Below are 26,208 nucleotides of genomic sequence, written 5' to 3'. Positions count from 1 at the left end.
GCGCTCGCGCCCAGGGGGGCGGGGGCGCCGGCGGGCGCCGGGGTCCGGCGCCCGGTCCCGGGGATCGTCGCCGATGGGGCGGGCGAGCGGGTCGTGGGGCAGGGCGCCGCCGGCGAGGGCGCGCCCGACCCGCCACACCCCCTTCAGGTCGTCCGTGGCCGTCTTAACCAGGTGGACGGTGGAGTTCGGGTCGTCGACCCAGTCGACCGGCACCTCGTGGATGCGAAGCCCCGCGCGCTCGGCGAGCACCAGCATCTCGGTGTCGAAGAACCATCCGGTGTCCTCGACCAGCGGAAGAAGCACCCCCGCCACATCGCCCCTGATCGCCTTGAATCCGCACTGGGCGTCAGAGAAGCGGGCGTGCAGCGAGCCGCGCAGGATGAGGTTGTACGTACGCGAGATGAACTCGCGCTTGGGGCCGCGCACCACGCGTGAGCTGCGCGCGAGCCGGGAGCCGATCGCCAGGTCGGAGTGGCCGGAGATCAGCGGCGCCACCAGCGGGAGCAGCGCGTTGAGGTCGGTGGAGAGGTCGACGTCCATATAGGCGAGGACGGGGGCGTCCGATGCGGACCAGACTGCGCGGAGCGCCCGGCCGCGGCCCTTCTGTTCGAGCCGCCGGTACTCGACCTCGGGGCTCGCGGCGGCGAGTCCCGCGGCCACCTGGGGCGTGGCGTCCGTCGACGCGTTGTCCGCGACGGTGATGCGGAAGGGATAGGGGAAGGTGCGGACGAGGTGGTCGTGCAGGCGCCGCACACACGGCCCGAGGTCCTTCTCCTCGTTGTAGACGGGGATCACGATGTCCAGGACGGGCACATCGCGCCATCCGGCGGGAAGGTGCGCCCGCGCCGGCAGAGTGACCGAGCAAGCGCCGCCCGGGGAAGAGTCGGTGGTTTGCATGCCACCGACATTCGTCAAGTGGTCTGTCAGGGCCGTGTGGTGAGCCTGTGGTCCGACTGTGAGTCCGTGACCTCGCAGTTCGCGGCGTGCGGCGCGGCGGGCAGCGTCACCGTGAACACCGTCCGTCCCGGCACGCTCTCCACCGCCACCGTGCCGCCGTGCGCGGCCACGATGGCGTGCACGAGGGCGAGGCCGAGCCCGGTGGAACCGGCGGCGCGGGAGCGCGAGGCGTCGCCGCGGGCGAACCGTTCGAAGACGTGGGGGAGGAGGGCGGGGACGATGCCGGGGCCGTCGTCCTGGACCTCCAGGCGTACGCCGTGCCCGGCGCCCCGCAGCACGCGGGCCGTGACCTTCGTGCCCGGCGGTGTGTGGGTGCGGGCGTTGGCGAGGAGGTTGACGACGACCTGGTGGAGGCGGGCGGCGTCGGCGAGCACCAGGGCGGGCTCGTCGGGGAGTTCGAGGCTCCAGTGGTGTTCGAGGCCGGCGGCGCGCGCGTCGCTGACGGCGTCGACGACCAGGGGTGAGAGATCAGTGCTCTCGTACGTGAGCGGTTGTCTCGCCCCGACGGCACCGGCGGGCCTGGCGGCACCGGCGGCACCAACCGCGCCAGCCGCGCCAGCCGCGCCAGGAAGCCCGCCGTCCCGCCCCTCGTCAAGGCGGGCGAGCAGCAGCAGGTCCTCCACGAGCCCCGTCATCCGCTGGGCCTCGGACTCGATGCGCCCGAGGGCGTGCCGCGTGTCCGGCCCGGTGATCTCCCGCCCCCGGCGGGTCAGTTCGGCGTACCCGCGGATCGAGGCGAGCGGCGTACGCAGCTCATGGCTGGCGTCCGCGACGAACCGCCGCACCCGCGTCTCGCTCTCCTGGCGCGCGTGCAGCGCGGAGTGCACATGGTCGAGCATCCGGTTGAGGGACGCGCCCACCTGCCCGACCTCCGTGCTCGCATCCGCGTCGGGGACGCGCTCGTGCAGCGCCACCTCGCCGGAGTGCAGGGGGAGTTCGGAGACCCGGGTCGCGGTCGCGGCGACCCGGCGCAGCGGCCGGAGCGCGACGCCGACCATGGCGGCACCGGCGAGCGAGGCCGCGACCAGGCCCGCGGCGGTGACACTGACCTCGACGATGATCAACGTACTGAGGGTGTTCTGCACCTTGGCCGTGGGGATGCCGACGAGGAAGTCGCCGTTGACGCCGGTCGCGTACTCGACGCGGTACTCGCCGATGCCGGGGATGGTGACGTTGTGCGGCTTCTCGTCGCGCGGCACGGAGCGGAGCGCGGCGGACTGGTCCGCGTCGAGCCGCTCGGTCTGCGGCGCGGGGCTTCCGCTGTCGGTGTCCGGCTCGGTGCTGACGATGGCCTCGCCGACCGAGCCGTCGCCCCGGACGACGGCTCCGATCGTGCCGACCTCCTGGGGCCCCTTGGAGACGAACTGCAGCGGATCACCGTCGTCCGGCAGCCGGTGGCGCTCGGGCAGCGCGCCCGCGTCACCGGGCGGCCCGGACGCGCGCATCGCGACCGTGCCCAGCGAGGTGTCCAGCTGCTCGTACAGATGAGAGCGCAGCGCGATGGTCGTCACCGTCGCGATCACCGCGCAGACGACGGCGATCAGCGCCACCGCCGAGACGACGAGCCGCGTCCGCAGCGACCGCGGCTGCCGCCGCCGCTTCATGACGCGGCCGCGCCCTCGACCGATGGGGCGGCCTTGATCAGATACCCGGCGCCGCGCCGCGTGTGGATCATCGGCTCGCGTCCCGCGTCGATCTTCCTCCTCAGATACGAGATGTAGAGCTCGACGACGTTGGCCTGGCCCCCGAAGTCATAGCTCCACACCCGGTCGAGGATCTGCGCCTTGCTGAGCACGCGCCGCGGATTGCGCATCAGATAGCGCAGCAGCTCGAACTCGGTGGCCGTGAGATGGATGGAGTCCCCGCCCCGCGTCACCTCGTGGCTGTCCTCGTCGAGGGTGAGATCCCCGACGGCGAGCACGGACTCGCTGCGCCGGCCGCTCGCCCCGGCCCGCCGGATGAGCCCGCGAAGCCGCGCCACGACCTCCTCCAGGCTGAAGGGCTTGGTGACATAGTCGTCGCCGCCCGCGGTGAGCCCGGCGATGCGGTCCTCGACGGCGTCCTTGGCCGTCAGGAAGAGCACCGGTACGTCGGGCAGCTCGCGCCGCAGCCTGCCGAGCACGGCGAGGCCGTCCATGTCGGGCAGCATCATGTCGAGCACCACGGCGTCGGGCCTGAAGGACCGCGCGCACCGCACCGCACCGGCCCCGTCGCCCGCGCTGCGGATCTGCCAGCCCTCGTAACGCAGGGCCATGGAAAGCAGCTCGGTCAGCGACACCTCGTCGTCCACGACGAGCACGCGTACGGGACTCCCGTCCGGCCTGAGCAGTTCGGTACGCCCCTGGGGCGAGGTCGTAGTCATGGCCGACAGCCTGCGCCGCGCCCCTGAGAGACCCCTTGCCGGAACCTGTGAATTCCCTGAGAAACGCGCCCCGGCTAGGTGGGCAGCCCGAAAAGCCGTGCTCCGTTCCCGTGACAGACGGCCCGCAGCCAGTCGTCCCCCAGGCCGAGCCGTTCGAGGGCGTCGAGCTGATGGACGTACCCGTACGGGATGTTCGGGAAGTCCGTGCCCAGCAGGATCCGCTCCCCCAGATCCGCGAGCCGCGGCAGCTGCGCCCGCGGGAAGGGGCTGAGCCGCTCGGTGAAGTCGGTGAACACCATGGTCGTGTCCAGGCGGACCTCCGTGAAGCGCTCGGCGAGCGTCAGGAAGTCGGCGTACTCGGGCATCCCCATGTGCGCCACGACAAGCCGCAGCCGGGGATGCCGGGCGAGCAGCCGGCCGATGGGCTCGGGCCCGGTGTGCTTGCCCGGCGCGGGCCCCGAACCGCAGTGCGCCACCACGGGGATGCCCGCATCGGCGAGCAGCCCCCACACAGGATCGAGCAGCGGATCGCCCGGGTCATAACCCCCCACCTGCACATGGGACTTGAAGACCCGCGCACCGGCGTCGACGGCCTCGCGCACATACGCCTCGACGTCCGGCTCGGGATAGAACGTCGCCGTGTGCAGGCAGTCGGGCGTCCGGCGGGCGAACTCGGCCGCCCAGCCGTTGAGCCACCGCGCCATGCCCGCCTTGTGCGGGTAGACCATCGAGGTGAAGGCCCGCACCCCGAACTCCCGGAGCAGCGCGATGCGTTGCTCCTCCTCATGGCGGTAGATCACCGGCCACTTCATCCCGACCAGCGGCCCCGCCGAATCGAAGTACTCCCACACCTTCGCGAGGACCCGCTCGGGCATGAAGTGCGTGTGTACGTCGACGAGTCCGGGCAGCCCGAGCCGCTCCCAGAAGCGGACGACACCGGCGGCCTCCCTACCGTCCGGGCTCGCCGCGTCATCCCCGCTCAAAGCCATGGCTCCGCTCCACCTTGGCGACATGGACGGAGTACGTCTCGTACCACTCCTCGCGCCCCCGCCGCTGCGCCGCACGGTGCTCCGTCACGGCGCGCCACTCCTTGATCGCGTCCTCGTCGCGGAAGTACCCGACGGTGATGCCGAGCCCGCCGGGCGTGCGCGCGGAGTCCATGCCCAGGAAGCCGGGGACCTTCGCGACCAGCTCTTCCATGCGCTCGGAGGTCTCGTCGTAGCCGTGGTCTGCCTCGGTCCGCAGAGAGGTGAACACGACGGTGTAGTAAGGCGGTTCGAAGGGCGGGACAGGCGACACGGGAAGATCACTCATGTCCCTCAGGCTCGGCCACGCGCCCCGCACTGTCCACCCTTTCCCCGCCTTCATTGCCGTACGGGAGGTGAGACTTGACCCTCCGGTCAGCTTCGGCGGCGTACGTCATACGGCATACGGCATACGTCTCAGAACAGCCCGCCCTGCTCGACCGGCACCTCCCGCACCGGAACCGTCGTACGCGTCGCGCCCCGCACCCCTTCGAGCCGCCACCCCCGCAGCAGCCTGCTGTCGAGCACGACGAGCCGCCCCGCGTCGTCCAGACACAGATCGGGCCCCGCCACCGCGACCAGCTTCCCCGAGACCACCCCGCCGTCGACGAGTTCCGTGACGGCGTACCCACGGGTCCCCGCGAGCCGCTCCACCCCGAATGCCTCCCCGTGATCCACGATCCCGCCGGACAGCCGCTCCAGCGATTCGGGCCACCCGTCGAGCGCGACGGCGAAGCCGTGCATCCGCTCCAACTCGCCCCGCCGCGCCGCCTCTCCCGGCAGCGCGGACCGAACCGCGCGCTTCCTGGCGTACGAGATCCGGTCGGGCACCTTGAGCGCGACCCGCAGCAGCTCCTCGGCCCGCCGCGCCGCCATCAAAGGCCCCCGGCCCAGCCAGCAGAACGCCACCGCCCCCTGTTCGAGCAGCCGCGCGGCGCCACGCTCCTCCCGGGTGATCCCGACCTTCACCATGCCGGGACCGAACCACGCCAGATAGACGCGATAGGCCCGCGGATCGTCGGCGATGGTGTCGGCGGCCACCGAGTGCGCCCGGTCGAGCCGCGCGCACTGCGCACACCGGGCCTGCGTCGCCCGCCCCGCCACCACGGCGGCATCGGGGCACGGATTCCCCCGCGCCCCCACGCACCGCCGCGGCCCGGCGGCCCGGAACCCGACGTGCCGCCCCACCACCAACGGGCTGACGTCCCCCCGCTCCCAGCCGAGCACCGGCTCCCCGCCCGCCCAGCTCAACCCCGCACTGCGCCACTCCATGGGGACAGTGTTGTCGAAGGCCGTGCCCCGAAGGGGCGCGGGGAACTGCGCGACCAGCCACAACGAACCCGCAGACGAAGACCGCACCCCCAGCGGAGCGCTACTGCTCCGCACGCTCCGTCTGACGGGGCCGCCCGGTGGCCGCCGCCGCCACGCCCATCACCCACAGCACCACAGCCACCACGGCAGCCGACGTACTGGACGACGCATGCAGCGACCAGGCCCACGGCTCCGGCGTGTTGTCGCTGTCAACGCCAAGCAGCAGCGTGGGCCCGAACATGCCGAGCGGAAGCAGCCACGCGAGCCCGCTGCCGAAGAGGCGGGCGCTGATCATGCCGAGGCCGAGATAGCCCACGACATTGCGCGCCGCGGAGCCGAACACCTCCGCGGTCGCCCCGGTGAGCAGCGGCAGCGCGCTCAGGCCGACCGCGAGGGCGAGCAGCACCACCAGATACAGGCCCCGGTGGCGGGTCATCGGCTGGGCCGACGTCTGCTCCAGGTCCGCCATCGGCGAGAACAGCGTGGTCGCGAGGATCACCGCGTGGGCCAGCGGCACGACCTCGGCCACCGGCACGCTGAAGTCGACCAGATAGCGGAACTCGGGGACCGCCATCCGCTGCCCCGCGAACGCGGTCGCCACCAGGGCGACGATCAGCGCGACGCCCGTGGCCCGCGGCAGGCCCCGACAGCGTACGAAGGCGAGCACGGCCCAGGTCTGAGGACTCCGTGGCGCGAGGAGGGTCCGCACAGGGGTCACCGCGGCAGCTCCGGAAGCGCGCGGCAGGCACGGATGTCCTGCGCCGCCGCCTCGATCCACGTGTCCTGCTTCTCGCGCGGGGCACTGGTGATGCGCTCCAGGGCCCGCCCGAACTTCTCTCCGTAGTAGTCGCTCGGCGCGCCGGCGCGGGCACGGATGACGGCTTCGAAGAGGAAGGTGCCCGGGTAGCCGCCGGTCTCCTTGAGCACCGGCGGCTCGCAGTCCGTGGCTGCGGGCTGCGGCAGGGAGGCCGCGAACAGGGCGTCGGTCAGGTCGGCCTCGGTCTCGGCGGGCGTCATCAGGGACAGCTCGGCGGTGTGGCCCTTGGGCCTGTCCAGGCCGGTCGCGTAGAAGGCGCGGTTGAGCCCCTTCAGCGAGCCGAGCCGCTCGTCGACGGTCCGCACGGCGCCCTTGGCCTGCGGCAGCAGATGGCGGTCGGCCGGCCACAGGCACACCTTCGTACGCCCGCTGGCGGCGCACAGCGGCTGCGCGGGCTGGGCCTTGCGCACCGCCCAGTACGAATCGGGCACCGGCGTACGGAAGCCCACCAGCGTGCCGCCCGCGACGAGTGCGGCCACCGCGAGCGCCCCCAGGGCGATGGGCCGCGGCGCGAGCGCGGCACGGCGCCGCAGCGCGGGCAGCGCGGTCAGGAGCAGACCGAAGGCAAGACACCAGGCGACGGCGATCAGCATGCGCGTGGTGTTCGGCTCGAACTCCGAGCTCCAGAACTCGTCGATCGCGGGAAAGAGCTTGTCGAGCGGAGTGTCCGGAACGAACGCCACAAAAACAAAGAGCCCGTACCAGAAGATCCCCGCGAAGGGCGCGACCACACGGGACGGCAGCGCCGAACCGATCGCGACGCCCACGGCGATCTCCAGGCCCAGCATCGCGGCCCCGAGCAGCAACGGCGTCCACGAGGGCCCGCCGACCTCGCTCACCCCCGCGGTCCGCGAGAACGCCACACCGATCAGCACGGCGTACGCGATCAACGCCCACAGCCACACCGCGAGCCAGAGCAGCAGCGCCTGCGCCCAGCCGCCGCGGGCCGCGGTGTCCGCCCAGACCCGCGTCCGGTGCCGGAAGGCGCGGCCCGCTCCCCAGGCGGCCGCGGCGCTCATCACCGAGCCCATCACGATCACCGCGTAGAGCTGGACCTGCAGGCTGGTCTGGGTCCACCAGCCGATCCAGTCGCTCTCGGCGGGGCTCTCGGCGGTGAAGTAGTACACGCCGATCGCGCCCATGAGCGCGGCGGCCCACTTGGCCTCGCCGCGCCGCATCTCGGTCAGCAGCACATGCATCAGGTCGCCACCGCTTCCGTCCCGGCCAGATGCAGATACCCGGCTTCCACGGCTCCCCCGTCGACGTCCATGCCGTCCGCGCCCCCGTCCGGGAGCGCGCACAACTCGCCGACCGTCCCCGTGAACCGGACCGAACCCTCCAGCAGCACGGCGACCCGATCACACACATGGGCGACGTCCTCGGCGAGATGCGTGCTCATCACGACCGCGGACCGCTCGCCCAACTCCCGGATAAGACCCCGGAATCCGACGCGCTGGGCCGGGTCGAGGCCGACGGTCGGTTCGTCGAGGAGCACCAGGGACGGTTCGTTGACCATGGCCTGGGCGATGCCGACGCGCCGCAGCATGCCACCGGACAAGGCCCCCATTTTCCGATCCGCGTACTTCTCCATCTCCACAAGCCGCAGCGCCTCGCGGGCCCGCTCACGGCGCCGGGCGGCGGGCACCTTGCGCAGCCAGGCCGCGTACTCGGTGAACTCAAGGACGGTGAAACGGGGATAGAACCCGAAGGACTGCGGAAGCACCCCGATCCGCTGTCTGATGTCCTGCACCCTTTTCCGCCCCGGCGCCTCGTCCCCGAGGAGGCTGACCGAGCCGGACTTGGGTCTGCGCGCCGTGCTCAACAGCGACAACAGGGTGCTCTTCCCCGCCCCGTTGGGCCCGAGCAGCCCGGTGACCCCGGAGGGGAATTCAAGGGAGACGTCATCGAGGGCGACCGTGGACCCATACCGGACGGTCACGGCCGCGACCGCCGCGACCGGCTGAAAGCCGGCCGCGGCAGCGCTGTTGCTACTGGTCACGTGATTCCTGATTCCTGATTACTGATCCTGATTCCTGATCAGTTCTGGGCGTTCACGTAACCGTAGGCCCGGCTGCCGGGGATCCCGGCCCAGGTGGCCTTGGTGTAGTACTTGCCACCCGTGCTGGTGCCCTTGTAGCCACCACAGCCGTACCCCTGCTTGTAGCTGCGGGAGGTGCTGGCGATCTGCGGGTCAGGGCGGAAGCTCTTGTCCTGGTAGATGTACGCGCTGAACGTCCGAGTGTCGTTCACCGGCACATCGCCACAGGCCTTGGCGTGACCGCTGCTCTTGCCCTTCCAGCGGTCACCGTCTTCCTTGTTGCCCGCGGTGGCTATGGAGAACGGAAGCCTGCTCCCGCTGATCTCCCCCGCGACCGCACCCACGGCCGGCAGCCCGATGGCCACAGCCGTCAGCGCCACGACCGCCAGCTTGCGCTTCCCCGTCAAAACCTTGCGCATCGATCCTCCAATAAAGCAGGACTTACTTGGTCGTTGATCACGCTATGTGCGGAATACGTGACTCCGCTGGCCAATGTCTCAGCTGTGCCCGCGATCACACTGACGATCACGGGGGAGGTGGTTCGACGGCCGGTCCGGGTGATCGCCGAAGGTCGCGATCACTCGCCGGACGGCGTGCCCGAGGACCACACGCCCATCCACTGTTCGGCGCCCCACGCCTCGTACCGTCGAGCGCCGCCGCGCACGCCTCGGCGGCGTACCCGCGTCCCCACGCCTCCGGCAGGAGCAGGTAGCCGAGTTCGGCCTCCCCGGCATCCGGGCGGACATGACTCCGCTGCTCCGCGTCGCGCCGGTTGAGCGCGGTCGAGGGCCGCCCAGGTAGGTGCCCACCTCCGGCGATGCGAACAGCTCGATGAACGCCGCACGGTCCCGGGACTCGGACTCACGGAGCACCAGCCGCTCGGTCTTGATCGGGGCAGGCGGCCAGGCGACGGACCCTGGTCCGGTCATGGTGCGGATGCCCGCTCGCGGCCTACTTCTGCGGCGCCAGGGTGCGCAGGACGTCGAACTCGTTGCCCTCGGGGTCGGCCATGACCACCCAGTTCCGGTCTGCGCCCTGGCCCACGTCCGTCGTGGTCGCGCCGAGGGCGAGCAGCCTGGTCACCTCGTCCTCGGTGCTGCCGTCGATCGGGCTGACGTCGAGGTGAAGCCGGTTCTTGACGGTCTTGCCCTCGGGAACCTGGATGAACTGCAGGGTCGGCGGCATCTGGCGGGCCCGAATGTCCTCGACGGTCGGCACCCAGGAGCCGATCTCGACCTTGCCCTCGCTCCGGTCGATCACTGTGAAGTCCAGAACCGCGCACCAGAAGGCCGCGAGCCTCTCCGGATCACGGCAGTCAACGGTCAACTCGGTGAACCTGCTCGTCATGACTCCCCCAGATAGTGCGGACGGCGCCCAGACTCCAGGACGGTTGCCGTCAACGACTGCCGTCACTGCAAAAGCCAGAGGCCCCGACGATTTCTCGTCAGGGCCTCTGGTCTGCTGTGCACTCGGCAGGATTCGAACCTGCAACCTTCTGATCCGTAGTCAGATGCTCTATCCGTTAAGCTACGAGTGCTTGATTTTTCTTTTGTCTGTCTTCGCTCCCCGGCCTTTCGGCCCGCTCGCGGCGACAGGAAGAACATTACATGACCGCCGCCGCCATGTGAAATCCGTTTGCCGCACCCCTTGCGACCTGCGGAAACGCGCTTCACAGCGAGGAAGCACCGAAGCCCCGGTCCAGCAGGACCGGGGCTTCGGATCATGAAGCGGAGGCGGAGGGATTTGAACCCTCGATGGGATTTAAGTCCCAAACCGCATTAGCAGTGCGGCGCCATAGACCGGACTAGGCGACGCCTCCAGCTTGCACACCTGCGCGAGCGCGAGGGGTGCGTGCAGATGATGACACAGCCGAGCGGTGTGTCACCAATCGCGGACTCCACGGTACTAGTGGTCAGGCCCACAGGGCAAAGCGTCCCGCGCGCCCGCAACGTCGCGCGGCGGGTGGCGTTAGAAGCGGTAGAGCCCGTACGTGTTCGCGTACCCGGTACCCCGCACCCAGTGGAGCCCCGTCATGTTGCGCCGCATCGCCCTCACCGCCGCCGCGTCCGTCGCCGCGCTCTGCGCCGTGCCCTCCGCCGCCCACGCCGACATGGGTCCGCTGCACCTGTCGACGCCGCTCACGGAGCCGACCCACGACCGGCTCACCGTGAAGGTCACCGGCTCGGGAGGCGCGGGGGACGGAACGTACGAGCTGGAATGCCACCCGGCGGGCGGCACGCACCGGGACGCGGCGAAGGCGTGCGGGAAGCTCGACGAGGGGACATGGGGGAGGGACACGTTCGCACCCGTGCCGGCCGACTCGATCTGCACCATGCAGTACGGCGGGCCCGCCACCGCGCACATCACCGGGACCTGGAACGGGCGGCCCGTCGACGCGAAGTTCGACCGCAGCAACGGCTGCGAGATCGGCCGCTGGGACCGGCTCGTTCCGGTGTTGCCCGAGGTCACGGCCTAGCTCAAGAGGGCCTTGCGTTCACCCGTCTTCATTCCCCGCTCACATCTTCTGCGTGCGACCTCCCTCTCATCCGGCCTCGCACGCACAACCACTCCCCGTAGACTCCCTCCCGTGACACGCCACGGGCCGAGGGGCAAGATGGCCTGAGCGGGTCGGCAAGCAGCAGTAATCAGGGAGGAAGCGTCGTCGTGAGCAGCAGGCCATCCCGAGGCGCTGCTCGCCTCGCAGCGATACTCGACGCGCTCCCGGACGCGCTGGTCCTCGTCAACGCCAACGGGACCGTCGTGAACGCGAACGCGATCGCGCTGGAGGCGTTCGAGGCGCCGGGCACCGCCCTCGTGGGGCGCGGGCTGCTCGATCTGCTGCCGGAGTTCGACTCCCGGCTGATTCCCGGATCGATGCGCAGGCCCGACTCCATCGACGAGCGCGGGCGGACCAAGCCGAAGCGGATGACCGCGCGGCGCACGGACGGCAGCGAGTTCCCCGTCGAGGTCACCAGCTCGAACCTCGAGGACATCCGGGACGCCTACGACAATTACGGCTACACCGGCGACGAGTTGCTCATGCTCGTCGTCCGCGACCTTTCGGGCGCCGTGGACACCGAGGCCGAACTCGCGCGCTCGCAGCGGCAGACCGAGATGATCCTGCGCGCCGCCGCCGAGGGTGTCGTCGGGACGGACACCGAAGGACGCGTCGTCCTCGTCAATCCGGCCGCCGCTCAGATACTGGGCTTCCGGGCCAGCGACCTCGGCGGGCAGGAACTGCACCACCTGGTGCTGCACTCCCGCGCCGACGGCGAGCCCTTCCCGTACGACGAATCCCCGCTCGCCGACACGCTCCGCTCGGGGCGCAAGCACCGGGTGCGCGGGCAGGTCCTGTGGTCCAAGAGCGGCGACCGGGTCGCGGTCGACCTGACGACGGCTCCGGTGCGGGACGGCGACCAGCTCGTCGGCGCCGTCATGACGTTCACCGACCGGCGGCCCTACGACGCCCTCGCCGAGGAGCACGAGGCCGCGCTCGCGCAGCACGCCGAGGAGATGCGGGCCGCGACCGAACGGCGCACGGAGGAGCTCCGGGCCGCCACCGAGAGGCACGCCGCCGAACTGGCCGCCGCCGCCGAGCAGCGCGCCGAGGAGGCCGCCGCCGAGCAGGAGCGGTACGCGGCGCTCGCCGAGCGCGAGAAGGACCGGTTCGAGGAACTGACCGAGCGCGAGAAGGCGCGGTACGACGCTCTTGCCGCCCGGCACGAGCAGCTGCTCGCCGTGCTCGGCTCGTCGTTGCGGGGCCCGTTGGACGAGCTGCGACGCGAGCTTTCGGCTCTGGCGGCGGATGACGCCGGGCAGTTGTGGCCCGAGGCGAATCAGGTGCTCCATCACCTTTCGGCCGGGTATGCGCGGATCACCACGCTTGTCGACAATGTGCTGGGGTTCCAGCTGCTCGACTCGGGTGCGGATCAGCTCTCGTGCGCGAAAGTCATGCTCGACGCTGTCGTCGCGAACGGCGTGGAGGGCGCGGTCGAGCTGATCGGGCCCGGCCGCGCGCAGTTCGCGGTGCACGCACCGCCGCTGGAGGTCGAGGTCGACCCGGGGCGGCTCGCCACGGCACTGGCCCACCTGGTCGCGGATGTCGCGGGGATCGACGCCACGGGGAACGCCCGGGCGGGCGCGGGCGCTTCGGCCCCGGCCGCCGGTGGGTACGTGGACTCGACGATCGTCGTGGCCGCGGCTCAGCGCGGTGAGGTCGTACGCATCGAGGTGCGGGGCCCCTACGCCGGTGGAGACCCGGTGCACGAGCCGATCGTGCGGGGCATCGTGCGGGCGCACGGAGGCGTGCTGCAGACGCATGAAGTGCCGGGGATGAGCGGCAGTGCTTACGTGCTTGAGGTGCCTATCGGGGCGGGGGCCGGGGCCGTTGCCGATGCGGTTTCGGCTGTCGATGCCTCGGTGGGCGCAGGGGTCACCGTGCCCGAGCAGGCCTCGGCCACCACGTCCGGTGGCGGGCGGCGGCGGGCCCGGCGGGCTTCCGGGCCTTCGGTGGACGCGTTCTTGGAGAGCGGGGTTCCTGGCGACGGCACCTCGGGGGGAGCTTCCGGCTCCAGCGGTACAGGGCGGCGTCGGGGGCGGCGTGCGGCTGAGGCGCCGCAGGTTCTTGAGGCTGGGCAGGGTGTTGAGGCTGCGGCTGCGGCTGGGGCTGGGGCTGAGGTGCCCGGTGCTTCTGAGGTGGCCGGTGCGGCTGCTCAGGGCGGGGGAGCGCAGACTTCCGGCTCCGGCTCCGGCGCTGGCTCCGGGTCCGGATCCGGCTCCGGCTCCGGCTCCGGTGGCACGGGGCGGCGGCGTGCGCGGCCCAGTGCGGTGGAAAGTGCCGGTGGGGCGACGGGTGCTGTGGAGTCCGCGGGCGCCGTCGGCTCGGTGGTGACCGCTGCCGAGCATGCGGCCGGGTCCGCCGCGCTGGGGGAGACGGTGCCGCCGCAGGGCGTTCCCGTTCCCGCGGGCGCGACGGCTCCGAGGGCTTCGGCTTCGGGGCGGCGTGCGCGGCGTGACGGTGATCAGTTGGCGTTGCCCGCGTTGCCTTCGGGTGGGGGGCAGGAGGCTGCGGAGGGGGCCGGCGCCGCCGGTACCGCTGTTGCCGTCGCGGGTGTGCCTGCCGGTGAATCCGGCGAGGCCGCGCCGCGTCCGACCGGGCGTCGGCGCCGTGCGCTGGCCGCCGCCAAGGAGCGGGCCGCCGCCGATGAGGCGCCCAGCGGGCGCGTGTTCGCGCTGCCGCCCGCCGCGGCGGACCAGGACGACACCGGGCAGCACGAGGCGGCGCTGCACCACCCGGGCGACGACCACACCCCGCCGCAGCCGCACCCGGCGGATGCGCCGACGGGACGCCGACGGTCGCGTCCGGCAGCGGCTGCCGCGCCGGCTGCACCTGCTTCGGCTGCTCCCGCTGCGGCTGCGGCTGCTGCGGCTGTTCCCGCCGCGCCTGCTTCGGCGCCTGCCGGGGAGGCCGCCGCGCAGAGCACCCCGGCCGCGGGTGTGCCCACGCAGGCCACCACGTACGGCGAAGGAACTTCCGCTGCCGCCAAGGGTGTTCCGACGCCCGGCCGGGGCGTCGCGCTGCCGCCCGAGCGCGGGACGCAGGCACGTGCCGCGCAGCCGCTGCCCGCCGAGGCCGCGCCCGGCGACCCCAACTCGACGCAGGGGCGCGCGATCAGCGTGCGTACGCTCGGGCAGGGCGTGCCGTTCGGCCAGCAGATCGCCGAGCAGCAGCGCAATCAGCCGGGGGCGGCGCAGGGCCAGGCCCAGCAGGCGTCGCCGCAGAGTCCGCAGGGCGCGCAGAGTCCGCGTATCCCGCAGGCGCCGCAGCCTCCGCAGGCTCCTGCTCAGGCTGCCCAGGGGCCGGCCAAGTCCGCGACGGGGCAGGCCAAGCAGGCGTCCGGAGCTGCCGGGCCGCTGCCGCCCCAGGCTCCGGCTCCGGCTCCGGCCACCGCCTCGGGCACGCCGGCCGCCGGCCCGCTTCCGGAGCAGACTCCCGCGCAGCCTTCGGCCCAGGGGCACACCCTCGGCGGCTCCGGTCGTCGGCGCAGGCTGTCCACGCCTCCGGAGCCGACCGCCGATGAGCGTCCCGAGACCGCGGCGCGCGCGCATCCGCAGGCCGCCCCGGCTCCCGCTCCCGCCTCCACTCCGGGTGCCGCTCCCGGCGCCCAGCCGCAGTCCCGTATCGGATCCGCCACCGAGGGCGCGGGCCGTGCGTACGCGATCGGCGCTCCGGACGAGGACGCCGACGAGGGCCCGGAGCCGCTGGACGGTCCCGGCGGCGCGGTCGAGGTCGCCAACCGGCCCCAGCCGCAGCCCATGGACGACGAACTGCCGCCCGAGCCGTTGGACAACCCGCGCAGGCTCCTCGTCTGGCCCGCGCCCGACGTCACCACCCAGCAGGCGCTCAGCGACCGCGGCTACCGTCCCGTGATCGTGCACTCGCGCGAGGAGGTCGACGCCCAGATCGCGGCGTTCCCCGCCGCGCTCTTCGTGGACCCGCTGACAGGACCGATCACGCGTACGGCCCTGCAGTCGCTGCGCACGGCCGCCGTCGCCGCTGAAGTTCCCGTACTCGTCACGGCGGGACTCGGCCAGGCGACCCGCGAGGCCGCGTACGGCGCCGACCCCGCCGTACTCCTGAAGGCGCTCGCGCCCCGCGACAGCGAGCAGCACCCGCCGCGCGTCCTGCTCATCGAGGAGCACGAGGAGATCGCGCTCGCCCTGACCGCGACGCTGGAGCGGCGCGGGATGCAGGTGGCACGGGCCGAGAGCGACGCGGACGCGGTGACGCTCGCGGCGCAGATGCGACCGAACCTGGTCGTGATGGACCTGATGCAGGTGCGTCGCCGCAGGGCCGGAATCATCGACTGGCTGCGCGCGAACGGCCAGTTGAACCGCACCCCGCTCGTCGTCTACACGGCAGCCGTCGACGAGACGGAGCTGCCGCGGCTCGCGGCGGGGGAGACGGTGCTGTTCCTCGCGGAGCGTTCGACGAGCGGTGAGGTGCAGGGCCGGATCGTGGATCTGCTGGCGAAGATCGGGACTAACTAGCGCCGGGTACGGAAGCAGCGCCCGGTACGGAAGCAGCGCCCGGTACGGAACCAGCGCCCGGTACGGAACCAGCGCCCGGTTCTCAGGCGGTGATGCGGCGCACCGCGGCCTTGATGCTGGCGCGCAGCCGTTCCTTGTCGGCCTTCTCGTCGCCGACGAGGATCCGCCGCATCTGCGGCACGGCCGTGGACCAGCCGGCCAGCGCGACCACCATGAACAGCAGGTGGGCGGCCGGGATCTCGTCGCTGATGACGCCTCGGGCCTGGGCGTCGGCGAGCACGGCGACCTTCCGGTCGTAGTGATCGACCCGCTCCCGCTCGTCCGGGAGTTCGTCCGTGCCGTACTCGATGCCCTCCCAGAAGAGCAGCCGCAGCAGTTCGGGATGGGCGGCGTGGTAATCCATCAGCCGGTCCATCCAGCCGTCCATGTCGTCGGCGTCGACGGGGTTGCTGACCGCCATGTCGAGCATGCGCTTCTCGAGGACCTGCGTGAAGAGCTCGGCCTTGTTGCCGAAATAGGCGTAGATGAGCTGCTTGTTGGCCTTCGCCTCGGTCGCGATGCGGTCCATGCGGGCACCCGCGATGCCGTACCGCGCGAATTCGGCCACCGCCGCCTCGAAGATCCGGGCCTTGGTGGCCTCGGGGTCTCTCACTGCCATGGGGACAGGGTAGCCAATCCTTTCGGGTAACCAACTGGTTGGTTGCTTGACAGCGCGCTGGTCACGGGCGCAGACTTTTTCCAACCAACCAGTTGGTTGCCTCTTGACGCAAGGAGTCATGCCCCCTCATGCCGCCCTCAGGTTCAGACACCAGGAGCCGGACGCCTGTGATCGCCCGGGACGCGGACGCACCGCCCGGGCGCGCCGTCCCGCTCGGGCGAGCCGTCCCACCCGGGCGAGCCGTCCCGCCCGGACTGCTGCTCGCCGTGGTGGCGATCTGCACCGCGGTGACCGTCGCCAACATCTACCTGGCCGCTCCCCTGCTGCCCCTCATCGCGCACGGCTTCGGCAGCGAACCCTCCGCCCTGGCCTGGCTCGCCTCGGTCTCCCTTCTCGGGTACGCGGCGGGGCTGCTGTTCTTCGCCCCGCTCGGCGACACGGCCAACCGCCGCCGCCTCGTCGGCATACTGTCGGCCGCCGCCGCCCTGGCCATGGGCGCGGCCGCCGTCAGCCCGGGACCCGTCGCGCTCGCCTGCGCCCTGTTCGTGGCCGCCGCGGCGAGCGTCATACCGCAGCTCCTCGTGCCGCTCGTCGCGGAGCGCGCACCCGCCGACCGCAGGGCCCGGCATGTGGCTGCCGTGATCGCCGGGCTCTTCGCAGGGGTCGTCGCCGCGCGGGTGCTCGGCGGTCTCGTGGCGCAGGCGCACGGCTGGCGCGTCGTCTTCGTGGGCGCGGCCGCGCTGACCCTGGTGCTCGGTCTTGCCACCGCCGCCCTGCTGCCCGCCGAGACCCGGCCGCGGCACAGCGGCCCGGCCCTGGCCGGCCTTGCCCGGCTGCCCCAAGTCCTGAAGGAGTCGCCCGAGCTGCGCCGCGCGTGCCTGCGCCAAGGCGGGATGTACGGCGCGTGGAGCGCGGTGTGGACCTCGCTCGCCCTGCTCCTCACGAGCGATGCGTACGACATGTCGACGGGCGCCGCGGGGCTCTTCGGCCTCCTCGGGCTCTCCGCGACCGTGGTCGCGCCGCTGGCCGGTGATCTCGTCGACCGGTTCGGGGCGGCGCGCGTGACGGCGACCGCCTATGCGGGTGCGGCCGTCTGTCTGCCGCTGTTCTGGCTCGGCGGGCGGCAGTTGTGGGCGCTGTGCGCGGCCGGGATCCTGATCCACGCGGCGCTCGTGGCGAGCCATGTCGCCAACCAGACCCTGGCGCTGACCACCACCAGCCTGCCCGCCACCGCCAACACCGCCTATGTGGTGGGCGGATTCGCGAGCGGCGCGCTGGCCTCGGCCCTCGCCGGGACCGCCTTCACCCACGGCGGCTGGGGCGGGGTGTGCGTCATCGCGACGGTGTGGCTGGCCCTGGGCTGGGTCACGGCGATACGCCGCTCCACGTGAGAGCGGCGTATCGCGCGGGGCCGGTGTCGTGCGGGGCCGGTGTCGTGCGGTCGTTCGGCGGCCGGGTCGGGCTTGAAGTCGCCCGGCATCACCCGGCACCCGGCGCCCGGTTCAGAGCTGGGTGACGTCCAGCTCCCCCTCCGCGTACTGCCTGCGCAGCACCTTCTTGTCGAACTTGCCGACGCTCGTCTTCGGCACGGCCGGCACGATCGCCCAGCGCTCGGGCAGCTGCCACTTGGCGATGGTGCCCGCGAGGAAGTCGCGCAGGGCGAGGTAGTCGACGCTCGCGTTCTCCTTCAGCACGACGGTGGCGAGCGGGCGTTCGCCCCACTTGTCGTCGGGGACGGCGACGACCGCCGCCTCCGCGACATCCGGGTGGGACATGATCGCGTTCTCCAGCTCGACGCTGGAGATCCACTCCCCGCCCGACTTGATGACGTCCTTGGCGCGGTCGGTGAGGGTCAGGAATCCGTCGGAGGTGATGACACCGACGTCGCCGGTCTTCAGCCAGCCGTCCGCGCTGAACTTGTCCTCGGGCTTGAGCACGTCCTCGCCGGCCCCGCCGTAGTACGCCGCCGCGATCCACGGGCCGCGCACCTCCAGCTCACCCGCCGACTCGCCGTCCCACGGCAGGTGTTCGCCGCCGGGGCCGACCAGGCGCGCCTCGACGCCGGCCGGGAATCGGCCCTGGGTGAGGCGGTAGGTGAACTCCTCGTCGGTACCGATCGCCTTGGCCGGCGGGCGGGCGACCGTGCCGAGCGGGGAGGTCTCCGTCATGCCCCAGGCGTGACAGACCCGCATGCCCAGCTTGTCGAACGCCGCCATCAGCGAGGGCGGGCAGGCCGAGCCGCCGATGGTGACCTGGCCGAGGGAGCTGACGTCACGGGGCTTCGCGGTGAGTTCGGCGAGCAGGCCCTGCCAGATGGTGGGGACGGCGGCCGCGTGCGTGGGCCGCTCCGACTCGATCATCTCGGCGAGCGGCGCGGGCTGCAGGAAGCGGTCCGGCATCAGCATGTTCACGCCCGCCATGAGCGTGGCGTGCGGCAGGCCCCAGGCGTTGACGTGGAACTGCGGGACGACGACGAGGGTGGTGTCCGCGTCCGTGAGCCCCATCGACTCGCTCATGTTGACCTGCATCGAGTGCAGATAGATGGAGCGGTGCGAGTAGACGACACCCTTGGGGTCGCCGGTCGTGCCGGAGGTGTAGCACATGGCGGCGGCCGTGCGCTCGTCCAGCTCGGGCCAGTCGTAGACCGTGGGCTTACCGGCGATCAGGTCCTCGTACTCGTGGACCTGCGCGGTGACTCCGGCGAGCGGGGCGCGGTCGCCGGGGCCCGAGACCACCAGGTGCTCGACGGTCGGCAGCTGCGGGAGCAGGGGCGCGAGCAGGGGGATCAGGGAGCCGTTGACGATGATGACGCGGTCGGCCGCGTGGTTCACGATCCAGGTCAACTGGTCGGCGGGCAGCCGCAGATTGAGGGTGTGCAGGACGGCTCCCATACAGGGGACCGCGAAGTAGGCCTCGACATGCTCGGCGTTGTTCCACATGAAGGTGGCCACGCGTTCGTCGCCGTCGACCCCGAGGTCCTCGCGCAGCGCGTGCGCAAGGCGGGCCGAGCGTTCACCGATCTCGCGGAAGCTGCGGCGCTGTGGAGCGGCTTCGCCCGTCCACGTCGTGACCTGCGACGACCCGTGCACGGTCGTCCCGTGCCGAAGGATGCGGGTGACTGTCAGCGGTACGTCCTGCATCGTGCTCAGCACGGCGTCCTCCCGGTGGGCGCGCGGCATTCATCCGGGGCGGCTCCCGGATGACCTACCTGGCAGTAGGGCTCGCCAGATTCTTGCCGCATACCGCACGGTATGTCACTAGTCCGGGAGAAGAAAGGTCCGGCGGAGCAGCGTGAATCACCGGACAGGCGTCAATTCCGGGTCCTCGCGGAGCTTGCCGAGCGCACGCGACACCGCGCTCTTGACGGTCCCGATGGACACGCCGAGCACCTCGGCCGTCTGGGCCTCGCTGAGATCCTCGTAGTACCGAAGGACGACCATCGCCCGCTGCCGCGCCGGCAGCTTCATGATCGCGCGCCACATGGCGTCCCGGAGCACCTGCTGCTCCGCCGGATCCCCGACCGGCGTCACCTCGGGCTCGGGCAGCTCGTCGCATGCGAACTCGTCGACCTTGCGCTTGCGCCACTGCGAAGTACGGGTGTTCAGCAGGGCCCTGCGCACATAGCCGTCGAGGGCGCGGTGGTCCTCGATGCGGTCCCATGCGACATACGTCTTGGTGAGAGCGGTCTGCAGCAGATCCTCTGCATCGCTCGGATTCGCGGTCAGCGAGCGTGCGGTGCGCAGCAACACGGGCTGACGTGCCCGTACGTAGGACGCGAACGACGGATACGCCGAAGGACTCGCCGTCCGCGTCGCGGCCTTCGATGCGCTGGTGCACATGGGCACCATGGATACGGTCATGGCTCCACGCTAGAAGCGCCCCCTACTTCAGCGGATCGGCCGCAGGTCCCGAAGCGGTGTCCGCCTCAGGTTGTACGAAGGGTGGTAGCCCCACCTCCTGAAGGTGGAGGAGACGGAGCGCACCCCTGAGGGTTCATCCCTGAGACGGTCCTCAGCGGATCCGGGCCACCGGCGCGTGCACGAGGTTCCGGTCGATCATCAGGGAACGTCCGCCGTGCCGCTCCCGCACGTTCCCGGCGTACTGGTGGATGCGCCGCGCGGGGCGCCAGGCCCGCCGCAGCGCGGGCTCACGGTACAGGTGCGGGCGTGTGCGCCAGCGTGCGAACCACATCACCGCCGGCAGGTCCGGCACCCCCGCACGCCGCGCCGCCTCCATGTGCCGCACCCCGGAGTCCGCGCCGCTGTAGAACCCCGGTACGTACCCCAGCCTGCGCACCTTCCTGTCCCACGCCCGCACGAAGGCGAGCGTGGTGCGCGCGCACTTCTTGTTCCGGTAGTCGTACGCCTCCATGTCCAAGTAGAGGGCGCTGCCCCGCAGCATCCCGAGTGCCTTCGCCCTGCGGACCGCGTCGCGCCCCTCGCCCGTCCCCTGCCTCCAGGCGTTCCGTCCGATGCGTACGCCTTTCTTGTTCTTCGCGAAGACACAGGGCGACTGCGACCCCACGTACAGCGGCAGCACCCGCCAGCCCATCCCCCGCACCGCACGCATCCAGTCGCGGCTCAGATGGGCCTGCCGCTTGCACGCCCGGCCCCGGCCTCCGAAGTAGACGCCCACCGCTCGGTAGTCGGAGCTCAGCCAGCGGCGCATGGTGCCCAGGGGCGGGGTGTGGCAGGTGTCGAAGCCCCGCCCGTGGAAGGTCGACACCCTGGCGGCCGCCCGGCCGCGCCCGGCCTCCGACGTGCCGTCAGGTCTGCTCGTGGCGCCCGTCGGCACCGCGCACAGGGCCAGCGTGGTCAGGGCGAGAGCGAGGACAAGTCCCATGATCGCTTTTCGGCAGTGCATACGCCGAGTGAAGGGCCCGGCTCCCGCGCCCCGCCCGGGACACGCGCCGCGTTCAGCCGTCCGACCCCAGAATCAGCCCCGATGTGGGGACGCCGGTGCCCGCGGTGACCAGGGTGCGCGCGGCGCCCGGTATCTGGTTCACGGACGTGCCGCGCACCTGTCGTACCGCCTCCGCTATCCCGTTCATCCCGTGCAGATACGCCTCCCCGAGCTGCCCTCCGTGGGTGTTCAGCGGCAGCCGCTCCTCCGCGACGAAGCCGGCCGCCTCACCCGGCCCGCAGAAGCCGAACTCCTCCAGTTGCATCAGCACGAACGGCGTGAAGTGGTCGTAGAGAATGCCCACGTCGATGTCTCCGGGCGCCAGACCCGAGCTCCGCCACAACTGCCGTGCCACCACACTCATTTCGGGCAGCCCGCTCAGGTCGTCGCGGTAGAAACTGGTCATCTGCTCCTGTGCCCGCCCCGCACCCTGCGCCGCTGCCGTGATCACGGCCGGCGGGTGCGGCAGATCCCGGGCCCGCTCCACGCTCGTCACGACGATCGCCTGGCCGCCGTCGGTCTCCTGGCAGCAGTCGAGGAGCCGCAGCGGCTCGACGATCCAGCGGGACTCGGCGTGATCGGCGAGGGTGATCGGCTTGCCGTGGAAGTAGGCCGCGGGGTTCGTCGCCGCGTACTTCCGGTCGGTGACCGCGACAGGGCCGAAGGCATCCGGAGTCAGGCCGTAGGTGTGGAGATAGCGCTGGGCCGCCATCGCCACCCACGACGCGGGAGTCAGCAGTCCGAACGGCAGGGACCAGCCGAGCGCCGCGCCCTCCGCCGACGGCTCACGGTGCTGCACCCCCGAGCCGAATCTGCGGCCCGAACGTTCGTTGAACGCCCGGTAGCAGACCACCACTTCGGCCACTCCGCTCGCCACCGCGAGCGCCGCCTGCTGAACGGTCGCGCACGCCGCGCCGCCTCCGTAATGGACACGCGAGAAGAAGGAGAGCTCCCCGATCCCGGCCGCCTGCGCGACGGTGATCTCCGGGTTGGTGTCCATCGTGAACGTGACCATGCCGTCGACATCACCGGGGCCGAGTCCCGCGTCGTCGAGCGCCGCGCCCACCGCCTCCACGGCGAGTCTGAGCTCGCTGCGCCCCGAATCCTTCGAGAACTCGGTGGCCCCGATGCCGACGACGGCCGCCTTCCCGCCGAGCCGATCACGCGTCCGCACGCTCATGCCGCGCCTCCTGCCGACGCGCCACCCGAAGCCGGCGCCGTGACCGAGACCGTGACCGTCCCGGTGACGTGCTTGCCGATGCCGTTGGCCCCGACCACCTTGACCGTGGCCGTATCGCCCTCGACCTGCTCGACGGAGCCCGTCAACACCATCGTGTCCCCTGGGTAGTTGGGCGCCCCAAGCCGTATCGCCACCTTGCGGAGCACGGCACCGGACCCGAAGTGATCCGTGACGTACCGACCGACCAGGCCGTTCGTGGTCAGGATGTTCATGAAGATGTCGGGGGACCCCTTCTCCTGCGCCGCCACCGCGTCGTGGTGCACGTCCTGATAGTCCCGCGACGCGATCGCACCGGAGACGATAAGCGTCCGGGTCACCGGGATGGTGAGCTCGGGCAGCCTGTCGCCCACGCTCACCCCGACGCCCCTGCTCATCCCCTCACCCCCGCTCATCTCACCGCCTCCTCTCATACCGACTCCTCATACCGACTCCTCCTCAGCGATCAAGTCGCCCAGTTCCGCGAGGACTTCACTCCCGCACCCCAGATACGCGTCCAGCTGCCGCCCCCACAGGAAGTGCCGGTGCACGGGGTGGTCGAGGTCGGCGCCCATGCCTCCGTGCAGATGCTGGCCCGCGTGTACGACCCGCTTGCCCGCCTCCGACGCCCACCACGCCGCGGTCAGCGCATGCTCGTCGTACGCCAACGACGCGTCGCGCCGCCAAGCCGCCTCGTACGCCGTGACGCGTATCGCCTCGGTGTCCATATAGGCGTCCGCAGCCCGGAGTTGGACCCCCTGCTTGGCAGCGAGCGGCCGGCCGAACTGCTCCCGCTCGTTCGTGTGGGCGACCACGCGGGCCAGCGATCCCGCGCACACACCGGCCTGCAGCCCCGCGAAGGCCGTCCGCGCACTCGCCAGCACATCGGCGTAGGCCTCGTCCCCGCCGATCCGCTCCCCGGGAGTCCCGTCGAGCACCAGCCGCCCGGCCGCCCAGGGCGCCGTCAGCTCGACCGGCTCGGTCGCCGCGTCGGCCACCCGCACCATCCACAGGCTGTGGCCGCCCCGCCGTATGCGATCCGGCACGGCCACCAGGACGTGTGTGGCATCCCGCAGCCACGGCACCCACGGCACCGCTCCGGTCAGCGAACCCGTCGGCGCTTCCGGCAGCCCCGTCGACGCTTCCAACGACCCCGTCAGCCCTTCCGGCGACCCCGTCCCACCTCCCTGCGTGGACGCCACCACCACGCCACCGCCCGCCGGAAACGCCCCGGTGGCGACCGCCGTGCCGTCCCGCAGCCCCGGCAGCAGCCGCCCCCGCTGCTCCTCCGTGCCATGGACCGCCACGGCGAGCAGGCCGTAGACACAGCTCGCCGCCAGCGGCACCTGTGCCGTCACCCGCCCTTGCTCCTCCAGCAGCAGCACGAGCCCCAGCAGCCCGACGTCCTCCACCGCACCCGGCAGCCCCGCGGCGCACAGCGCCTTCCACAGTTCGGCGTCCGATGCCGTCCCCGCCGCCGCGAGCCGCTCGGGCGTGGACAGGTCCCCGAAGATCTCCGCCGCGAGCTCCCGCGCGGCCGTCTGCTCGTCCGTGGGTGTGAAGTCCATGTCAGACCCCGCCCCCTTCCATGGCCTCGACGGGCCGGAACACCGGAAGCTCCAACTCCTTGTCCACACGCTGGAATTCGAGCCGGACGGGCTGCCCGATCCGCACCTTGTCGCTGGGCACGCCCACCACATTGCTGACCATGCGCACGCCCTCCGCCAGGTCGATGAGCGCGACGGCGTACGGGGGATCGAAGGCGGGGAAGGGTGGATGGTGCGTGACGACATACGAGTAGACGGTGCCCTGGCCGCTCGCCTCGACCGTGTCCCACTCCAGCGATCCGCAGGCGTTGCAGCCCGGCAGCCAGGGGAAGCGCAGTGCCCGGCAGTCACCGCAGCGCTGGATCAGGAGCTGGTGGCGCGCCACACCCTCCCAGAACCCGGCGTTGTCCCTGTTGATGACCGGGCGGGGCCTCTTGCCCTGCGGTGTGCGCCGCGCGGGTGCGTACTTGAGGATCCGGAAGCGGTGGGTCCCTGCCGGTTCGCCGCCCGCCCTGACATCCATCCGCGTCGTGACGAAGTGGCCCGTGCCCAGCTTCGTCGTCTTGCGCTCCGAGACCGATTCGATGACCGCGTCGAAGGTGATCTCGTCCCCCGGCCGCAGCGGCCGCAGATACTCCTGCTCGCAGTCGGTGGCGACCACCGATGTGTAGCCCGCGCCGTCGAGCAGGGCGAACAGTTCGTCGTGGGCGGCCGAGCGCCCCTGGTGTCCGGAGAGCCCGCCCATCGTCCAGGCCTGGAGCATGGTCGGCGGCGCGATCGGATCCTCCCCGGAATAGGCGGAGTTGGCGTCCCCCATCGCCTCGCACCAGTGCCGGATCATCGGCTCGTTGACCCGGTCCTTGCCCACGCCCGAGGTCGCGGCCGCCCTGCCCTCGAAGACCTTCAGCGCCTCGTACGAAAGATCGCTCACCGCCGTCCCCTCCGCATCCCGAGGCGCATCGTCGCCACGATCTCCCGCTGCACCTCGCTCACCCCACCGCCGAACGTATTGATCTGCGCCGCCCTGTTCATCCGCTCCAACTCCCCCTCACCGCCCGTGCCGAGCGCCAGGGCCCCGGGCGATCCGGCCCTCACCAGACCCGCGCCGCCCGTGACTTCCTGACATATTCGGTACACCTCCACGGCCGATTCGGTTCCCATGAACTTCACGCCGCTCGCGTCTCCGGGCGCCAGCCGGCCCGCCCCCACTTCGCCCACCAAACGCCAGTTGACCAGGCGCGTAGCCGCGAGCCGCGCCCGCGCTTCGGCCAGTCTGGAACGGACCCACGGAGCGTCAATCCGACGCTCGCCCGTCACTGGATCGGGTGTACGCGCGAAGGCGAGGGCCGCCGCGTAGAAGTCCTCGGCCTGCATGCCGATCGCGGCGAGCGCCACGCGCTCGTGGTTCAGCTGGTTGGTGATGAGCCCCCAGCCGCCGTTCTCCTCGCCGACGAGGTTCGTGGCGGGCACGCGTATCCCGTCGTAGTACGTCGCCGTCGTGGTCAGCCCGCCCACGGTCTCTATCGGCGTCCACGAGAAACCGGGCGCCGCCGTCGGCACGAGAATGATCGAGATGCCCTGGTGCTTGGGCGCCTGCGGGTCGGTGCGGCAGGCGAGCCAGATCCAGTCGGCGTTCTGCGCGTTCGACGTGAAGATCTTCTGCCCGTCGATGAGCCACGCGTCGTCGGATCCATCCTTGACGCGCACCGCCCGCGTACGCAGCGAGGCGAGGTCCGTCCCCGCCGACGGCTCGCTGTAGCCGATCGCGAAGACGAGATCGCCGCTGAGGATGCGCGGCAGGAAGGAGGCCTTCTGCTCCTGTGTGCCGTACTTCATGAGCGTCGGGCCGACGGTGTTCAGCGTGACCATCGACACCGGCGCTCCCGCGCGATAGGCCTCGTCGAAGAAGACGAACTGCTCGTCGGCGCCCCGCCCCTGCCCGCCGTACTCGACGGGCCAGCCGAGGCCGAGCATTCCGTCGGCCCCGATGCGCCGCAGCAGGCGCCGCTGCCCCTCCAGGTCGTCGCCTTCGGGCGGTCCTCCCGGCATCAGATCGCGGAAGTACGCGCGCAGTTCGGAGCGCAGCTGCTGCTGGCGTTCGGTGGGGGCGAGGTGCACGGCGGCGGCCTCTCCTTCGCGTACGGGCGTCGCACCGACAAGGGTTTCTGACTGTCCGTCAGAAACCGTGCGAGTGTCAAGAGATCACCCCGGATACGAAGGGCGGGACCCCCGGCGGCAATGCGGGGCCGAACACGCCTGCGCGGCCCGTCCCCCCCCCCCCCCCCCGCCCCCCGACCCCCCCCCAGGACTACAGACCAAAACGCC

23 protein-coding genes, 2 tRNA genes and 1 pseudogene are annotated in these 26,208 nt (G+C 71.6%); 3 read left to right on the top strand and 23 right to left on the bottom strand.

The genetic code is table 11. The features are described from left to right. The 14 genes and pseudogenes from ACFWY6_RS21630 to ACFWY6_RS21565 form a co-directional block, all read right to left on the bottom strand. The coding region (locus ACFWY6_RS21630) for a dolichyl-phosphate beta-glucosyltransferase (RefSeq protein ID WP_384692724.1) at positions 1 to 897 on the bottom strand (897 nt) is incomplete at its 3' end. 26 nt (positions 898 to 923) lie between these two features. Continuing rightward, on the bottom strand, positions 924 to 2,561 hold the full coding sequence (locus ACFWY6_RS21625; RefSeq protein ID WP_384692722.1) for a sensor histidine kinase: 1,638 nt from the start codon (positions 2,559 to 2,561) through the stop codon (positions 924 to 926). Then, positions 2,558 to 3,319 (bottom strand): response regulator transcription factor, encoded by a 762-nt coding sequence (locus tag ACFWY6_RS21620; RefSeq protein WP_384692720.1) that lies wholly within the window; start codon positions 3,317 to 3,319, stop codon positions 2,558 to 2,560. The genes ACFWY6_RS21625 and ACFWY6_RS21620 overlap by 4 nt, the downstream gene beginning before the upstream one ends. A 74-nt stretch (positions 3,320 to 3,393) precedes the next feature. After that, complete coding sequence (locus ACFWY6_RS21615; RefSeq protein ID WP_384692717.1) at positions 3,394 to 4,308, bottom strand: amidohydrolase family protein; 915 nt, start codon at positions 4,306 to 4,308, stop codon at positions 3,394 to 3,396. Next, positions 4,289 to 4,633 carry an antibiotic biosynthesis monooxygenase family protein gene (locus ACFWY6_RS21610; protein WP_384692714.1) on the bottom strand — a complete coding sequence of 115 codons (345 nt, stop codon included), beginning with the start codon at positions 4,631 to 4,633 and terminating at the stop codon, positions 4,289 to 4,291. The genes ACFWY6_RS21615 and ACFWY6_RS21610 overlap by 20 nt, the downstream gene beginning before the upstream one ends. Positions 4,634 to 4,761: 128 nt before the next feature. Further along, positions 4,762 to 5,616, bottom strand: a complete 855-nt coding sequence (locus ACFWY6_RS21605) for a DUF2797 domain-containing protein (RefSeq protein WP_384692711.1) — start codon at positions 5,614 to 5,616, stop codon at positions 4,762 to 4,764. 100 nt (positions 5,617 to 5,716) lie between these two features. Next, a complete protein-coding gene (locus tag ACFWY6_RS21600) occupies positions 5,717 to 6,322 on the bottom strand; it encodes a hypothetical protein (RefSeq protein WP_384692709.1) in 606 nt (201 codons plus the stop codon). 47 nt (positions 6,323 to 6,369) lie between these two features. After that, positions 6,370 to 7,671, bottom strand: a complete 1,302-nt coding sequence (locus ACFWY6_RS21595) for a hypothetical protein (protein WP_384692706.1) — start codon at positions 7,669 to 7,671, stop codon at positions 6,370 to 6,372. Beyond that, the gene (locus ACFWY6_RS21590) at positions 7,671 to 8,471 is read right to left on the bottom strand and encodes an ATP-binding cassette domain-containing protein (RefSeq protein ID WP_384692703.1); all 801 of its coding nucleotides are present in this window, start codon (positions 8,469 to 8,471) and stop codon (positions 7,671 to 7,673) included. The genes ACFWY6_RS21595 and ACFWY6_RS21590 overlap by 1 nt, the downstream gene beginning before the upstream one ends. 38 nt (positions 8,472 to 8,509) lie before the next feature. Then, the gene (locus ACFWY6_RS21585) at positions 8,510 to 8,929 is read right to left on the bottom strand and encodes a hypothetical protein (protein WP_365497308.1); all 420 of its coding nucleotides are present in this window, start codon (positions 8,927 to 8,929) and stop codon (positions 8,510 to 8,512) included. Between the two features lie 229 nt (positions 8,930 to 9,158). Continuing rightward, a pseudogene (locus tag ACFWY6_RS21580) lies at positions 9,159 to 9,439 on the bottom strand (GNAT family N-acetyltransferase); the annotation flags it as partial. A gap of 22 nt (positions 9,440 to 9,461) precedes the next feature. Then, positions 9,462 to 9,857, bottom strand: coding sequence for a VOC family protein (locus ACFWY6_RS21575; protein WP_384692700.1), 396 nt, complete (start codon positions 9,855 to 9,857; stop codon positions 9,462 to 9,464). A 117-nt stretch (positions 9,858 to 9,974) separates the two neighbouring features. Then, positions 9,975 to 10,047 (bottom strand) — tRNA-Arg (locus tag ACFWY6_RS21570). Positions 10,048 to 10,238: 191 nt separating this feature from the next. Then, positions 10,239 to 10,329, bottom strand: a tRNA-Ser gene (locus ACFWY6_RS21565). 213 nt (positions 10,330 to 10,542) lie between these two features. Here ACFWY6_RS21565 and ACFWY6_RS21560 point away from each other — a divergent pair. Together ACFWY6_RS21560 and ACFWY6_RS21555 are read left to right on the top strand one after the other, a co-directional pair. After that, the gene (locus tag ACFWY6_RS21560; protein ID WP_384692698.1) at positions 10,543 to 10,986 is read left to right on the top strand and encodes an SSI family serine proteinase inhibitor; all 444 of its coding nucleotides are present in this window, start codon (positions 10,543 to 10,545) and stop codon (positions 10,984 to 10,986) included. Positions 10,987 to 11,174: 188 nt separating this feature from the next. Then, positions 11,175 to 15,560, top strand: a complete 4,386-nt coding sequence (locus ACFWY6_RS21555; protein WP_384692696.1) for a PAS domain-containing protein — start codon at positions 11,175 to 11,177, stop codon at positions 15,558 to 15,560. A gap of 82 nt (positions 15,561 to 15,642) precedes the next feature. Here ACFWY6_RS21555 and ACFWY6_RS21550 read toward each other — a convergent pair whose 3' ends face one another. Next, positions 15,643 to 16,218: a TetR family transcriptional regulator gene (locus tag ACFWY6_RS21550; protein ID WP_384692693.1), complete on the bottom strand. Its 576-nt coding sequence runs from the start codon at positions 16,216 to 16,218 to the stop codon at positions 15,643 to 15,645. 128 nt (positions 16,219 to 16,346) lie between these two features. On the opposite strand from ACFWY6_RS21550, the gene ACFWY6_RS21545 reads away from it, so the two are divergent. Beyond that, positions 16,347 to 17,609 (top strand): MFS transporter, encoded by a 1,263-nt coding sequence (locus tag ACFWY6_RS21545; RefSeq protein ID WP_384692690.1) that lies wholly within the window; start codon positions 16,347 to 16,349, stop codon positions 17,607 to 17,609. A gap of 111 nt (positions 17,610 to 17,720) precedes the next feature. Here ACFWY6_RS21545 and ACFWY6_RS21540 read toward each other — a convergent pair whose 3' ends face one another. From ACFWY6_RS21540 to ACFWY6_RS21505, 8 genes are all read right to left on the bottom strand, one after another. Beyond that, positions 17,721 to 19,370, bottom strand: a complete 1,650-nt coding sequence (locus ACFWY6_RS21540) for a long-chain fatty acid--CoA ligase (protein WP_384692689.1) — start codon at positions 19,368 to 19,370, stop codon at positions 17,721 to 17,723. Positions 19,371 to 19,514: 144 nt separating this feature from the next. Then, entirely contained in the window at positions 19,515 to 20,078 is a 564-nt protein-coding gene (locus tag ACFWY6_RS21535) for a SigE family RNA polymerase sigma factor (protein WP_209446289.1), read from the bottom strand. A gap of 151 nt (positions 20,079 to 20,229) precedes the next feature. Then, positions 20,230 to 21,060 carry a glycoside hydrolase domain-containing protein gene (locus ACFWY6_RS21530; RefSeq protein WP_384692685.1) on the bottom strand — a complete coding sequence of 277 codons (831 nt, stop codon included), beginning with the start codon at positions 21,058 to 21,060 and terminating at the stop codon, positions 20,230 to 20,232. A gap of 73 nt (positions 21,061 to 21,133) precedes the next feature. After that, positions 21,134 to 22,300: a lipid-transfer protein gene (locus tag ACFWY6_RS21525; protein ID WP_384692683.1), complete on the bottom strand. Its 1,167-nt coding sequence runs from the start codon at positions 22,298 to 22,300 to the stop codon at positions 21,134 to 21,136. Then, a complete protein-coding gene (locus tag ACFWY6_RS21520) occupies positions 22,297 to 22,716 on the bottom strand; it encodes a MaoC family dehydratase (protein ID WP_384692726.1) in 420 nt (139 codons plus the stop codon). The genes ACFWY6_RS21525 and ACFWY6_RS21520 overlap by 4 nt, the downstream gene beginning before the upstream one ends. A gap of 63 nt (positions 22,717 to 22,779) precedes the next feature. Next, positions 22,780 to 23,904: an acyl-CoA dehydrogenase family protein gene (locus ACFWY6_RS21515; protein ID WP_384692682.1), complete on the bottom strand. Its 1,125-nt coding sequence runs from the start codon at positions 23,902 to 23,904 to the stop codon at positions 22,780 to 22,782. A gap of 1 nt (position 23,905) precedes the next feature. Further along, positions 23,906 to 24,814, bottom strand: a complete 909-nt coding sequence (locus ACFWY6_RS21510) for a bifunctional MaoC family dehydratase N-terminal/OB-fold nucleic acid binding domain-containing protein (RefSeq protein WP_384692680.1) — start codon at positions 24,812 to 24,814, stop codon at positions 23,906 to 23,908. Next, entirely contained in the window at positions 24,811 to 26,001 is a 1,191-nt protein-coding gene (locus ACFWY6_RS21505) for an acyl-CoA dehydrogenase family protein (protein WP_384692678.1), read from the bottom strand. Before ACFWY6_RS21505 ends, ACFWY6_RS21510 begins: the two co-directional genes overlap by 4 nt. Positions 26,002 to 26,208 lie beyond the last annotated feature (207 nt).

Source organism: Streptomyces sp. NPDC059037 (assembly GCF_042740015.1).
In the GTDB taxonomy this organism is placed as follows: domain Bacteria; phylum Actinomycetota; class Actinomycetes; order Streptomycetales; family Streptomycetaceae; genus Streptomyces.
This window is presented reverse-complemented; position numbering and strand designations above follow the sequence as displayed.